General features: G+C 59.6%; 11 protein-coding genes. 2 read left to right on the forward strand and 9 right to left on the reverse strand.

Features of this window, described 5'->3' with window-relative positions; translation table 11 throughout:
* Positions 1-12 precede the first annotated feature (12 nt).
* The 3 genes from EGX79_07250 to lspA all read right to left on the reverse strand — a co-directional run bounded on the left by EGX79_07250 (position 13) and on the right by lspA (position 2,284).
* Entirely contained in the window at positions 13-738 is a 726-nt protein-coding gene (locus tag EGX79_07250; protein ID AYX81995.1) for a hypothetical protein, read from the reverse strand.
* Positions 735-1,646: an RluA family pseudouridine synthase gene (locus EGX79_07255; GenBank protein AYX82764.1), complete on the reverse strand. Its 912-nt coding sequence runs from the start codon at positions 1,644-1,646 to the stop codon at positions 735-737. The genes EGX79_07250 and EGX79_07255 overlap by 4 nt, the downstream gene beginning before the upstream one ends.
* A gap of 68 nt (positions 1,647-1,714) precedes the next feature.
* Positions 1,715-2,284, reverse strand: coding sequence for a signal peptidase II (gene lspA / locus EGX79_07260; protein ID AYX82765.1), 570 nt, complete (start codon positions 2,282-2,284; stop codon positions 1,715-1,717).
* 51 nt (positions 2,285-2,335) lie between these two features.
* Between lspA and EGX79_07265 the strand changes: the two genes are divergently transcribed.
* Positions 2,336-3,403: a hypothetical protein gene (locus EGX79_07265; GenBank protein ID AYX81996.1), complete on the forward strand. Its 1,068-nt coding sequence runs from the start codon at positions 2,336-2,338 to the stop codon at positions 3,401-3,403.
* Between the two features lie 178 nt (positions 3,404-3,581).
* Here the strand turns inward: EGX79_07265 and EGX79_07270 are convergent, their stop codons facing one another.
* Complete coding sequence (locus tag EGX79_07270; GenBank protein ID AYX81997.1) at positions 3,582-4,358, reverse strand: hypothetical protein; 777 nt, start codon at positions 4,356-4,358, stop codon at positions 3,582-3,584.
* A 91-nt stretch (positions 4,359-4,449) separates the two neighbouring features.
* Between EGX79_07270 and EGX79_07275 the strand changes: the two genes are divergently transcribed.
* A complete protein-coding gene (locus EGX79_07275) occupies positions 4,450-5,436 on the forward strand; it encodes an asparaginase (protein ID AYX81998.1) in 987 nt (328 codons plus the stop codon).
* 1 nt (position 5,437) lies between these two features.
* Here EGX79_07275 and EGX79_07280 read toward each other — a convergent pair whose 3' ends face one another.
* From EGX79_07280 to EGX79_07300, 5 genes are all read right to left on the reverse strand, one after another.
* Positions 5,438-6,100 carry a sugar O-acetyltransferase gene (locus EGX79_07280; GenBank protein AYX81999.1) on the reverse strand — a complete coding sequence of 221 codons (663 nt, stop codon included), beginning with the start codon at positions 6,098-6,100 and terminating at the stop codon, positions 5,438-5,440.
* Positions 6,101-6,166: 66 nt separating this feature from the next.
* Positions 6,167-7,633 carry a DNA polymerase IV gene (locus EGX79_07285; protein AYX82000.1) on the reverse strand — a complete coding sequence of 489 codons (1,467 nt, stop codon included), beginning with the start codon at positions 7,631-7,633 and terminating at the stop codon, positions 6,167-6,169.
* Positions 7,634-7,648: 15 nt separating this feature from the next.
* Complete coding sequence (locus EGX79_07290; protein ID AYX82001.1) at positions 7,649-10,909, reverse strand: isoleucine--tRNA ligase; 3,261 nt, start codon at positions 10,907-10,909, stop codon at positions 7,649-7,651.
* Between the two features lie 420 nt (positions 10,910-11,329).
* The gene (locus EGX79_07295; protein ID AYX82002.1) at positions 11,330-12,343 is read right to left on the reverse strand and encodes a DivIVA domain-containing protein; all 1,014 of its coding nucleotides are present in this window, start codon (positions 12,341-12,343) and stop codon (positions 11,330-11,332) included.
* Between the two features lie 398 nt (positions 12,344-12,741).
* Entirely contained in the window at positions 12,742-13,041 is a 300-nt protein-coding gene (locus tag EGX79_07300; GenBank protein ID AYX82003.1) for a YggT family protein, read from the reverse strand.
* Positions 13,042-13,044: the final 3 nt, after the last annotated feature.

A 13,044-nucleotide genomic window follows, 5' to 3' on the forward strand; every position in this document is an offset into this window, starting at 1 on the left:
AGTTCTGGCCGCTTAGTTCTGGCTCAGCCCCGGCGCAAAGAGAGGATCTTTATCCGTGAAGCCGGAACTCAGCACCGGGCGAATACCAAAACGGCCACGCGCCGCATCTGATGGCAGCGCCTCGACAGCTTTCACATCGGGCATTTTCTTGACATCCATCAACGATTCAGCGTCACCATAGACCAGTAAACCGTTGAAGCCGAGCCGTTCGTCGTCAATCGCGACGTCTGCGTAAGCAGCCGCTAACTCCAGCTGATCTTGCAGCAGCTTTTCTTCGCTCGCTGTTTTACTCGGCTGCGGCAAATACCGGGTGCTCACACCGCCGATGATTGCAGTCGATACTCGCAGAGAGGGCTCTTTTTCATAGACCTGTGCCGCTTCTTGCGCATCGAGCAGCCGGTCAAAAGTCACCAACGCCCAGAACTTCGGGTCCTCTACGACTGGCTGGCCGGTCTTTAGCCGGTAGTCCTCTTTCTTCATATTCGCGAGGGACTCGTCGGCACGCTCTACGTACTGCTCGGTTGCTTCCCACGGGTCCGGGCCGAGCGCATCGCCGTTGAGATTTTGCGGCTTGCTTACCCGATCGGAGGTCGAAGCGACTGCTAAAACAATCACCAATACGACAACACAGAAACCAGAGATCAGTGCCATCACTGGCGAAATACTGCCGTCACCAGTGCTTTTCGCGCGAGTTTCACGGCGTGGTGGGTTCTTGGATCCCGATGGGGTCTGCGTCATGCGCTCTGCCTCAAAACTTCCAATGCGTGGTTCAAATCATCTGGGTATGGACATTCGATTTCCATCCAGCGCCCATCTGCCGGGTGGTGGAAACCAAGCGAGACCGCGTGAAGCCACTGGCGGTTGAGCCCCAGCCGCTTGGCCAATGCCGGATCGGAACCGTACATGGGATCGCCGCAGCATGGGTGATTCAGCGCAGAGAAGTGCACGCGAATCTGGTGCGTGCGCCCAGTCTCTAGATTCACCTTCAGCAGCGTTGCTGGGGCGAAGGCCTCAAGCGTTTCGTAGTGCGTCACAGCATGCTTGCCATCCTGGCGGACGGCAAAGCGCCAACCCGCCGAAGGATGACGGCCAATCGGCGCATCAATTGTCCCCGACAGCGGATCCGGATGCCCCTGAACCAGAGCGTGATAGGTCTTGGACACCTCACGGTTTTTGAACGCCCGCTTGAGCACGGAGTAGCCCCGTTCGGAGCAGGCGACAACCATCACGCCAGAGGTGCCAACATCGAGGCGATGCACGATGCCTTTTCGCTCGGGCGGACCGGAGGTAGAAATGCGGAAACCAGCAGCCGCCAGTCCGCCGATAACCGTTGGGCCTTCCCAACCGACCGACGGATGTGCGGCCACACCGACAGGCTTGTGAACAGCCACCAAATCGGAGTCGTGGTAGAGCACGTCCATGCCCTCGACGAGTTCCTCTTTGGGAACCAATGGCTTTTCCACCGGCGGCAACAACACTGAGAGGAAAGCGTTTTCTTCCAATCGGTCGGACTTACCAACGCTCACGCCATCGACCGTGATGTCCCCAGCCGCTGCCAAATCAGCCACCGCTGTGCGCGAGAGTCCCAGCAACTTAGCCACACCGGCGTCTACCCGCATACCGGCCAAGCCCGGTGGAACGGGCATCTGCCGGGTTTCTCGGTCGGGCTGGTGCGCTCCCCCGAGTGCTGCACCGGTATTTACTGCATTGTCGTTCACTGCTGTCCTCCCTCCGCCGACTGCTTCTGATCCGTCTGGGAAGATTTCTTCTCCGCTGCAATCTGATCAGCGAAGAGATCCGGCTCCTTGGAAAAAACCATCCAGATAACGAGGATAATAACGCCCACTGTAATCGCGGAGTCCGCGATATTAAATACGGCAAAACCCTTAACCGACAGGAAATCGACGACGTGGCCGACGTAGAAACCGGGTTCCCGAAACAGCCTATCGATGAGGTTGCCCAGCGCACCACCAGCAATAAGCCCCGCCGCAGTCGCCGATATAGGACTGCGCAGCCAATGGGAAAAGCACATCACAGCCAGGATGTAAACCAGCTGCAACGTGGTAAAAACCCAGGTGGCGTTCGTGCCAAAGGAAAAGGCTGCACCGGGGTTAAAAACGAGCCGCAACTCGAAGAGATCGCCAATCACCTGCACCGCAGGACGGCCATCGAGAGTCTTCAAAGCGATAATCTTGGTCAGCTGATCGATAATCGCAACTGACACAATAACCGCAGCGAGAATCCCCCGCCGCGGGAAATATGTCCTCGTTTCCTTCTTAGTCACTGTCCCATAATGGCCTAACAAACCCATATTCAGCCAACTGACACCGCCCGGGTGGTTCCTATCCACCACGAAACCGGTACGCTAACCGGTGTGACTCGACGTTTCCAATCTCAGTTTGTTCCGGCCTCCTCCTCTTTACGACGTGCAGGAGGCACCACCTCCTCGTGGTTCCGTCGACCTAGCCGCAGCGACCAGCCTGGTCACACCAAGCGTGGCCTGCTGGCGAGGGTCGGCACCGCTGTTGTTGCCGCTACCACTGTGGTGTCACTGGCCGCGTGCTCGTCGGAAAGCTCGGTGAAAACACAACCCGTGGACGTTGCACAACCCAAGGTCGAATTGACCAGTGCTGGTAGCGGTGAGCTGGCGAGCGTGCGCTGGAAGGACGACGGTGCAGAGCAGGAGTCGACCGTGGCGGTGACGCAGGGCTTCGCGCAGCGTGGCGGAAACGCCGATAGCGACCAGACGTTCCCGGACACCCGCCTGGAAATCCCCCTGACCAGCACTGTTACCAGCGATAACGATACTCGTGTGGTGACGTCAGAGGTGGGTAAGCCACACGGCTCCAACGATGAGCTGAATGAGGATATCGCGACCGCGCAGGGCTTTATCTCTGATTGGTCAACAACGGCCACTGGTGAGGTCAAGGAACTCAAACTGGGAGCGCCGGAGAAGGCGACCGACACCGCTCGCGCTGGTGTGGAGATGGCGCTGCAACAGCTGCATTCCGTACCTATCGTCTTCCCCTCCGAGGACATCGGAAAGGATGCAACCTGGACGGTCGAAAGCGAGGTCGAAGGCCAGACCACGATGACGCAGAAGGTGACCTATACCCTGCTCAGCCGTGCGGGCGACATTGTTAATTTGAAGGTCGATGTCAAGCAGGTGCCGACCGTCACGGAGTTGGACACTGGCGGCGAGGGTGCACTGAAGGTTGTCGAGGCCACGACTGACATGCTTGCCGACCGCGTCACCATCGACCTGACTAAGCCGCTTCCGATGAAGGGCAACATCGACTTTGTGACCTCCGTGACCTACGGCGACGGCAACTCCGATGTGCGCATCACTCAGCAGACGCACCGCGGGCTGGAGTTTAAGGACGGCAGCGGGTCGAAGAAGTAGCCCAGAGTCCAGAAGAAATAGCTCTGGCCAGCGCAAGGTTAGAAGACGAGAAAGTGTCTAGGTTTATGTCACTTTTCTGCCCAAAAAATGGGCGGAACTGTCATAAACCTAGACACTTTCTTTTGTCTGCCCCAGTGCACCCGACCGGGCTAGGCTGTGATGCCTGGGCCAACGGCACCTAAGCCGGGGGAGGCGGAGGAGGCGCGTCCTCCGCCGGAGCCGGAGCCGGAGCCGGCGCAGGAGGCGGGACCTCCTCAGCCGGCGGTTCAGGTGCAGGAGGCGGAACTTCCTCAGCGGGTGGTTCGGGCGCCGGAGCCGGGGCTGGCTCCTCGACCGGTGCTGGGGCCTCCTCAACCGGAGCCTCTTCAACTGGAGCTTCTTCCTCCGGCTCAGGTGGCGGCGGAGGGGTTTCGCCCGGCGCGAGGCAGAACCCCGGCTTGTGCTCCGGATCAAGCGTCGATGCCAGGTTGCAGGCCCATTCCTTGCTCAGCATCCAACGGCCATCCCTGTAGATGAAGTCCACCTGATCCACGAGCATCGGATCTTCCTCCTGGCGGAGGATATTGACACCGGCCACGGCCTGCTTCGTCGTGAAGCCGGGCGTGATCGGATCAATGACATCAAAGCTGATTTCCTGCTCATTGGCACTATTGGTGACAATGTCGAAGAAATCGCCGGCAGTATCGCCGTCCTCGATGGTCAGCGCCTTTTCCTCGATAGGTAAATCGGGGTTGATAAGGCGTGCGAGGACGTCGTTAAGCTCTGCGCGCGTCGGCAGCATGATGACGGGTTCCGCCGAGCTGGATGTCTTCGATTCAGTCGTCGGCGCTGCAGTATTGCCACCACCGCAGGCAGCGAGCCCAAGTGCGCTGACCGAGACCATTGCCGCTACTGTCACACCACGCGCTGTGCGCCAACGCATTCCGCTAACGCGCTGGTTGCAGGGGACTTTCATATGTGCACTACTCCAATAAAATCTGCATGAAGATTCGCTGGCTTCACGCCTTCCATAATCCTACACAAGGCCAAAACAACGCCTAGGTAAGATGGTGGACATGTCGACTCAGGATCATTCCCCGGCTAGCTCGGCCTCGTCTAGCACGGCCTCCCCTCGCCGAATCGTTGTCATCACCACCGGCGGCACCATCGCCTGCACCACAGATCGCAGCGGTGCGCTAACCCCGACCATCTCGGGCACGGAGCTCGTCGCAGCGGTCGCGCAGCGTTATCCAGAGGGCATGTTAGAGCTGGAGGTTCGTGAGCTCGGGATGCTGGACTCGTCGAATCTCGCGTTCACCGACGTTGACCGTATTCTCGCCACTATTCACGAAGTGCTTGACGACGACTCCGTGGACGGTGTCGTCGTAACTCATGGCACGGACACGATGGAGGAAACGGCCATGGCTGCCGATATTTTCCATGCTGACTCGCGTCCGGTTGTCTTTACTGGTGCACAACTTCCCTATGATCATCCGGAAACCGACGGACCGGGGAACCTCTTTGAGGCCGTGACCATTGCTTCCGATGCCTCTGCGCAGGGAATTGGCGTTCTTATTGTCTTTGGCCACGCAGTCTTGCCGGTACGAGGTGCGACGAAGTGGCACACAACCGATCCTTTGGCTTTTGCCACTAATGCACCGGAGGAGCCGGTTCGTCCAGATCCGCTGCCTCTGGCGGCTTTGGCGGGCTCGAAGGTAGAGATTATCCCCGCCTACTTGGGTGCAGATGGATCACTGCTGGATTCGGCAGTCGCCGCCGGTGCACGCGGCATTGTCGTAGAGGGCCTGGGGTCGGGCAATGTCTCCGATGAGTTTGCCGCTGCCATTGACCGGGCCATTGCGGCTGATGTGACCGTCGTGATGGCAACGCGCGTTCCGCGCGGTGATGTCCACGGCGCCTACGGCGGTGCCGGTGGCGGTGCGACGCTGGCTCGGCACGGTGTGATTAGCGCTGGTTGCGTGCATGCACCGCAGGCGCGCATCATTCTCGCCGCCGCGCTGGCTGCGAATGTGCATCCGCAGACGCTGTTCTAATTCACGCCTCGATGATGCGGATGATTTTCGCCGGGTTTCCAGCCACGACTACGCCCGCGGGAACGTCCTTAGTCACCACGGCACCCGCGGCGACCACAGAATTGTCGCCGACGTGAACACCGCCCAGGATGATGGCTCCGCCACCGATCCAGGCATTGCGTCCGATGATGATTTCATCTCCAGACTCTAGATAAGCGGCGCGGGCCTCAGCTCCCAGTGGGTGTACTGGTGGAAGCAGCTGTACGTTGGGCCCGAGCTGCGCATAGTCGCAGATTGTCACCTTCACCACGTCAAGTGCGGTGAGCCCAAAGTTGATGAAAACGTTGTCGCCGATGTGGATGTTATCGCCGTAGTCCAGGTAGATCGGCGGGCGAACGGTGCTGCTCTCTCCGAAAGACCCCAGTGCCGGTGCTAGCACTTGCTGTGCTGCCTGCTGGTCTTCGCGGAATGCGACCTCAAATTCAGCGGCCACCTGGCCAATTCGCACGTTCAGAGCCTGTGATTCCGGATGATCGGCGATATACCACTGACCGTTCAGCATGCGCTGGCGGTTATCCAGACCGTCGTCGGGAAGTGTGGTCGACGGATTCGGATCTCGATCGGTGTTGCGCAACGAGGCGCGGCGAGCTGCCTCGAGCTCTGCAATGCGGGATGCGGTAGTCATAGTGCCCTAGTTTACGGATAGCGCATAAACAGAGAGCCGCGAACGGCACTGAGGCAGTCAGCCATATCAAGCATCCGCGTCGGGGCCGAGATCGTCTTCGCTTTCCCGCTCAGGTTGCGGCAAGTCGAGAGCTGCTGCTTCGTCGGATGCCAGCCACTCCGGCCAGTCCAAACTGCACACCGCGGAGCACGGACGCAGCTCCGGGTCGTCTTCCTTCAACGTAATCATGCGCCCGGGGCCACTGGTGCGGCTTTCAAAGCGGACGGTCACAATCCCGTGCCCCGAACCCTGCACCCAACCATGTCCATACTCGCTGTGGTGTACGTCCGAGGTGGGTGCCCACTTGGAGTCGGAAAGCCGAACGGTCGGCAACGCACCGGTTCCAGATAGCTCGACCAGGCCGGCGGGAGCGTCGGAAAGCGCAGGTGCTGGCACTCGATCTTCGACGGTGATAGCGCGGTCGAGCTCAGGAAACAGGACTTCTTGTATGTGCGAATCCAGCCCGGAGAAACCGACGCCCACCAGTCGCACTGGGCCGACCTCCGCGGGCGTGAACGCGATTCGGTGCGCCACGGCCATGAGGGTGTCGAAATCCTGTGTGGCATAGGCGAGTGTCTCAGATCGGGTATGGATGCTCAGGTCAGACAGACGCACCTTGCAAGTGATGGTGCGGGCACCACGGCCATCTTTTTTGAGCCGTCGAAAAGCGGACTCACCCGCGCGATCGACGGCGGCGTGGAGCTGGGCCTGCGACTCCAAATCCTCAGGATAGGTGTACTCCGCCGATACAGACTTGGCGACATCGCGCTCCTTAACCGGCCGGTCATCTGTCCCCTGCGCCAGCTGCCACAGCATCACACCGGTTTTGGATGTCAGCGAAACCTCGACATCGCGCTGGGACATGGCGGCAAAATCACCAATCGTCTCCACGCCCAGCGTGTGCAATTTTGCAGCGGTGACAGGGCCAATGCCCCAGAGCTTCTCTACCGGCAATGGGTGTAGAAGCTCGTGATTGCGTGCGGGGTCCAGCACGTACACGCCATCGGGTTTCGCCAGGCCTGACGCAATTTTCGCGAACTGCTTGCCCGCGCCCGCGCCTATCGACGAGGCCAAGCCGGTCTCCCGCCGGATATCTGCCCGCAGTTGCTCCGCCCAGGCAATGACCTGCTCCTTCGAGGCTCCCTGAAGCTCTTCGGGTTCCATGAAAGCCTCGTCGACGCTGAGCTGCTCGACCACGGGCACGCGCTCGCGGATTACAGAGAACACGCGGCGCGACACCGGCCCGTAGATGCCCTTGCGCGCGCTGACCGTCACGGCGGTCGGTGGCATGAGACGACGTGCGCGAGCCATCGGCATAGCCGAGTGTGCGCCGTACGCGCGGGCCTCATAGGAGGCACCGGCGACCACACCTCGACCGCCCAGTCCGCCGACGAGAACTGGCCGCCCGCGCAGAGTCGGGCGAGTGAGCTGCTCGACGGACGCGAAGAACGCGTCCATGTCGATGTGCAGAACCCACCGCCCGGAAGTCGGCATAGAGATTACTCTCCCCTACTGCTTGGCAATATCCGCCGAGCAGCCGTCCGCCACGTCGTAGCTCAGCGACTCTCCGCCAGCGACGACCTCGAAAGCGGTTGCGAGAACCTCGCGGGCGATGAGGTCAGCGTGGCGGTTGGCCCACTCCTCACGCTCGGCCGGGACCTGCAGCTTCACCGAAATGCGGTCGGTGACCTCAAGGCCAGCGTTCTTGCGGGCATCCTGCAGACCACGGATGCGGTCAGCGGCCCAACCACGGGACTCCAGGTCCTCGTCGAGCTCAGTGTCAAGCACGACCAGACCATTGACGCCGTCGACCTCAGCGGTGGAATCCGGCGAGATCGCGACCAGGTTGCGGGTGTACTCGCCCTCCTGCAGCGGAATGCCATCGGCGACAACCGCGCCGTCGACAACCTCGTAGTTGCCAGACTTCACAGCCTTAATGACCTTCTGGACGTCCTTACCCAGGCGCGGACCGGCCACGCGAGCGTTGACGGAGACCTCGAATCGTCCCACCGAGTCCACGTCGGAGGTGAACTCCACCTTGTCGACGTTGACCTCGGAGGAAACGATGTCGGTGTACTCACGCAGACGCTCGGCATCCGGGAATGCCAGGGTCAGCTTCTTCAGCGGCAGACGGTTGCGCAGCTGGTTGGCCTTGCGGATGCGCGATGTTGCCGAGCAGACATTGCGGACAATGTCCATGGACTCAACGAGTTCGTCATCGGTCGGCAGCTTGTCGACGTCCGGCCAATCCTCCAGGTGCACCGAGCGGCCGCCAGTGAGCGAGCGCCAGATGACCTCGGTGGCCATCGGCAGAAGCGGAGCAGCCACACGGGTGAGAACCTCCAGCACCGTGTACAAGGTATTGAAGGCCTCTGGGTGCTTGACATCGCCGGCCCAGAAGCGGTCGCGGGAGCGACGCACGTACCAGTTGGTCAGTGCGTCACAGAACTGACGGACCTCATCGGTGGCAGCAGCAATGTCAGTGTTGTCCAGGCACTCAGTGACAGCACGGACGGTTGCTGCAAGCTTGGCCAGGATGTACTTGTCCAGGATGTTGTCGGAGTCCACCGACCACTCGGCCGGCTTGGAGGCGTAGAGCTGCAGGAACGAGTATGCGTTCCACATCGGCAGCAGCGCCTGGCGTACGCCCTCGCGAATACCCTGCTCGGTGACAATCAGGTTACCGCCGCGCAGAATCGGGCTGGACATGAGGAACCAGCGCATGGCATCGGAGCCGTCGCGGTCGAAGACCTCGTTGACGTCCGGGTAGTTGCGCTTGGACTTACTCATCTTGTTGCCGTCATCGCCCAGCACGATGCCGTGAGCGACAACCTTCTTGAACGCCGGGCGGTCGAACAGTGCAACCGACAGGACGTGAAGCAGGTAGAACCAGCCGCGGGACTGGCCGATGTACTCCACAATGAAGTCGGCCGGTGCGTGGGACTCGAACCACTCCTTGTTCTCGAACGGGTAGTGGAACTGCGCAAACGGCATGGAACCGGAGTCGAACCAGACATCCAGGACATCCGGGACGCGGCGCATCATGGACTTACCGGTCGGGTCGTCCGGGTTCGGGCGAACCAGCTCGTCAATCTCCGGGCGGTGCAGTGTGGTCGGGCGAACGCCGAAGTCCGCCTCCAGCTCATCGAGGGAACCGTAGACGTCGACACGCGGGTACTCGTCGTTGTCGGAAACCCACACCGGAATAGGCGATCCCCAGTAGCGGGTACGGGAGATGTTCCAGTCACGTGCGCCCTCGAGCCACTTGCCGAACTGACCGTCGCGGACGTGCTCCGGCATCCACTCAATCTCGTTGTGGTTGAGCTCCACCATGCGCTCGCGGATCTTGGTAACGGACACAAACCAGCTCGGCAGTGCCATGTAGATCAGCGGCTCGCCCGAACGCCAGGAGTGCGGGTAGGAGTGCTCGATGGTGCGGTGCTGGACGACGCGGCCAGCGGCCTTCAGGTCACGGATGATGTCCTTATTGGCGTCAAAGACCAACTTGCCCTGGTACTCCGGCACCTGCGAAGTGAACTTACCGTCCATGTCCACCGGAATGATGACATCAATGCCGTATTCATTACAGGTGTTCATATCGTCTTCACCGAAGGCCGGCGCCTGGTGGACCACACCAGTACCGTCCTCGGTGGTGACATAGTCCGCCACCATAATCTGGAAAGCGTTCAGGTGATCTGCGAAGTAGTCGAAGATCGGCTGATAGGTCAGGCCTTCCAGGTCAGCACCAGCGAAGGTAGCCACGACCTCGTGTTCCTTGCCCAATTCCTTGGCGTAGGCACCAATCAGTGCTTCTGCCAGCAGGAAGGTCTTACCTGCAAACTCCGGCACGGAGGAATCCTCGCCGACCTTAACTACGGCGTAGGTGACCTTCGGGTTCACGGCCAGACCAAGGTTGGACGGCAGCGTCCACGGCGTGGTGGTCCAAGCGATAGCCGCAGTGTCAGCGAGCACCGGGTTGTCCGCCAGCGTCTTCTCCGCTGCCGAGCCCGCCTTGGCGCCGGTGAACGGGAAGGTCACGGTCAGGGTCGGGTCCTGCCGCATCTTGTAGGAATCATCCAGGCGGGTCTCCTGGTTGGACAGCGGGGTGTGCTCTGCCCAGGAGTACGGCAGCACGCGGAATCCCTGGTAGACCAGGCCCTTGTTGTAGAGCTCCTTGAAGGCCCAAATCACGGACTCCATGTAACTCATGTCCATGGTCTTGTATCCGCCGTCGAAATCAACCCAACGCGCTTGACGAGTGACATATTCCTTCCACTCGCCCGCGTACCGCAACACCGACTCAGCGCAGTACTTGTTGAAGTTAGCCAGACCCATTTCCTCGATCTGGCCCTTGTCCTTAATACCGAGCTGCTTCTCTGCCTCCAGCTCAGCCGGAAGACCGTGGCAGTCCCAGCCGAAGACGCGACCAACCTGGTAGCCACGCATGGTCTTGTAACGAGGGACGATGTCCTTGACGTAACCGGTCAGCAGGTGACCGTAGTGCGGTAGACCGTTGGCGAACGGCGGGCCATCATAAAAGACGTATTCGTCAGCACCATCACGCTGATCGATAGAGGCCTGGAAAGTGCTGTCCTTGCCCCAGTACTCCAGAACCTTTTCCTCCAGTTCCGGAAACTTCGGGCTGGAGGTGTACTTACCAAAGTCAGCAGTGCGCGGATACGCGCCACCTGCCGGAGTGGCCTCAGCAGAGGCATTTACATCGTTCGAATTAGACACCGTTTCTACGTCACTTCCGTGGTCGAACATCATTAATACTCACCACGGGGACGCATGCCTAGCCCCTTCAGCGTTGTTACTGGTGACGCTGAAAAGGAGTCTCGCGCGGTACCACCCCGCTTGGCATCACGCTTTACGACGGTTCTTGCGAACAAGAACCATGCGGTTTCACGCGATAGCCCGCTTATTTAATAAGGCTTTGTAACGGTGCCAAACCGTTCGGTTCTACTGGGCCCATTTTCTACTGGACTGTTCTTCCGAAACGCTCCCCGGTGATGGCCGGCTCATTGCGCGTATGGGTGTCAGTATAGCAGTGTCTCAGGCAACTACTACAACCCTGACCGGAACAAAGAATGCGATTGGTTCGCAGGGAAAGATAGCAAAAACCACCGCGCTCTGCCTCCCCTCTCTGGGGAGCCGAGCGTGGTGGTTTTCTACGTGTTGGCTACGTAATTAGTTGTTGTAGCCGTCGGCCGGGGCAGCCGACTCGCGAGAGTTCAGGTCGTCGAGCTGGGACTCCAGGAAGGTCTTCAGGCGGGTGCGGTACTCGCGCTCGAAGATGTGCAGCTCCTCGATGCGCCCCTCCAGAGCGGTCTGCTGCTCCTTGACGGTGGTCATGATCTCGTGGTGCTTGCGCTCTGCATCGTCCTGCAGCGCGGTTGCCTTCTGCTGCGCTGCGGTGATGGTGGCGTTAGAGCGAGCGTCTGCGTCGCTGATCATCTGCTCGCTGCGCTGGCGAGCGTCAGTGAGGGTCGACTCAGACTCGTTGCGGGCATCAGCCAACAGCTGCTCACTGCGCTCCTTGGCATCAGCCAAAGTTGCTTCTGCCTCATTGCGAGCGTTGGTGATAGTGCGCTCGGCCTCTTCATTGGCCTCTGCCACGGTGCGGTCAGCGTTTTCACGAGCCTCGGTGACAAGCTTGTTGGCCTCAGCGTCGGCGTCAGTGGTGACGCGATCAGCGGTGTCCTGAGCAGCCTGCAGGATACGAGCAGCGCGGAGGCTAACTTCCTGCGACTCGGTGCCGGTGCTTGCTGCAACTGCCTGCGGCTGCTCCGCAGCTGCGGAGGAAGCCTGCTGTGCAGAAGCCTCTGCCTCAGAAGCACGCTTCTCAAGAGCATCCAGACGATCCTGGTAGTGAGCCTCAATCTCCTGCTGCTGAGCGCTCAGGCGCTCGTTGTACTCAGCGCGCAGCTCCTGCTCAATTTCCTTGCGCAGCTTGTCCTCATCGACAGCCGGCGCCGCAGCGGCAGCACCGGAAGCAGCGTAGTCTGCGCCGCCACCCTGCTCTAGCTGACCTTCAAGGTCCTCAACGCGCTGGCGCAGCTCAGCGTTTTCATCCTGGAGCTCACCCAGTGCGTCCTCTACGAGGTCGAGGAACTGATCGACCTCGTCCTCGTTGTAACCACGCTTGCCAATCGGAGGCTTGCTGAAAGCCACATTATGCACATCAGCCGGAGTCAACGGCATGGTGAGTTCCCCTAACACTTTGAGCGGACAGTTCTTAAGAAATCTTAAGAGAATTATTTCCAGTAGTACTGTTTACCCGGCCAATCCTACCTGCTCTAGTCACAGTCCTCACCCCATTTATTTTGGGCAGGACTCTATCCCCCACGTTCTAACCAATGGCAAAGTTCTAGTAAAACGTTAAACCTCGCCCTTACCCTGCACCTTTAGCCACAGAACTTTACCCCCGACACAATAAAAACCCATTGGGGATTACATTCCCCAACGGGTTCCTATTATTGCCCCCGATTAACACCCCCGGTAGCAATTCAATGCCCGAGAACATCACATTCGGGACAGTCAAAACAACACAGCTCCACCGAAATCCACATTGTGGACCCCAAGCAAACAGTTAGCGATATTTACACCACCGCGCCGAGAGCTACCTGCAGCACCATTCGCAGAATCATAAGGATGAAGAACAAAACAAGCACAGACATGTCCACCATCACGTTGCCCATCGGCATAGGCGGGATGAGTCGGCGCAACAGCTTCACCGGCGGGTCGGTAATGACAAAAACAACTTCGCCAATCGACGAAAACACCCTGCCTGGTCGCCAAGAGCGAGAAAATGACTGAATCATTTCAATCACAATGCGAGCCAACAGCAGATAGGTGAAAAGCTTCAGCAGGATTAGCAGAACTAGCAGTAGTGAAGACACGAA

Source organism: Corynebacterium jeikeium (genome assembly GCA_003955985.1).
GTDB classification, from domain to species: Bacteria; Actinomycetota; Actinomycetes; order Mycobacteriales; family Mycobacteriaceae; genus Corynebacterium; species Corynebacterium jeikeium_D.

Bases quoted from the DNA above. Each gene is read 5' to 3' on its own strand.
- EGX79_07255 (AYX82764.1), bottom strand. From the start codon at position 1,646: ATGCCCGTTCCACCGGGCTTGGCCGGTATGCGGGTAGACGCCGGTGTG.
- EGX79_07280 (AYX81999.1), bottom strand. From the start codon at position 6,100: ATGACTACCGCATCCCGCATTGCAGAGCTCGAGGCAGCTCGCCGCGCC.
- EGX79_07285 (AYX82000.1), bottom strand. From the start codon at position 7,633: ATGCCGACTTCCGGGCGGTGGGTTCTGCACATCGACATGGACGCGTTC.
- EGX79_07250 (AYX81995.1), bottom strand. From the start codon at position 738: ATGACGCAGACCCCATCGGGATCCAAGAACCCACCACGCCGTGAAACT.
- EGX79_07290 (AYX82001.1), bottom strand. From the start codon at position 10,909: ATGATGTTCGACCACGGAAGTGACGTAGAAACGGTGTCTAATTCGAAC.
- EGX79_07270 (AYX81997.1), bottom strand. From the start codon at position 4,358: ATGAAAGTCCCCTGCAACCAGCGCGTTAGCGGAATGCGTTGGCGCACA.
- EGX79_07295 (AYX82002.1), bottom strand. From the start codon at position 12,343: ATGCCGTTGACTCCGGCTGATGTGCATAATGTGGCTTTCAGCAAGCCT.
- EGX79_07275 (AYX81998.1), top strand. From the start codon at position 4,450: ATGGTGGACATGTCGACTCAGGATCATTCCCCGGCTAGCTCGGCCTCG.